The organism is Nocardioides abyssi (assembly GCF_030412915.1).
Taxonomy (GTDB): Bacteria; Actinomycetota; Actinomycetes; order Propionibacteriales; family Nocardioidaceae; genus Nocardioides; species Nocardioides abyssi.
In genome coordinates this window covers 1-294 of record NZ_JAUHJR010000101.1, presented here as the reverse complement: position 1 = coordinate 294, position 294 = coordinate 1, and the positions used below count along the sequence as shown (strand labels likewise).

General features: G+C 74.1%; 1 pseudogene. It reads right to left on the bottom strand.

From position 1 onward, the window contains the following. Positions 1-294, bottom strand: a pseudogene (locus tag QWY29_RS20075) (hypothetical protein); the annotation flags it as partial.

The window sequence follows — 294 nt, the reverse complement described above, 5'->3', positions numbered from 1 at the left end:
CGTCGTCGAGACCGAGCACCCCCAGGAAGCGGCGCAGCAGCTCGCCGGGCTCCGAGCTGCCCGGTGCCATCGGCAGCACGTGCACGCGCTCGTGGGGCAGCACAGCGCCCCAGCGCTCGAGGACGATGCCCAGGTCGAAGCTGGGCCAGCCCCACTCCCCCGTGTCGGCGCGCGGCCCGTCGGGCGGGTAGGCGTCGATGCGCCCGCGGGCACCGTTCTTGACCCACTCCTGCCAGCGCGAGATGAACAGGTCGGGCATCGCCCTGGCCGTGACCAGCACGTGCACCTCGGCGC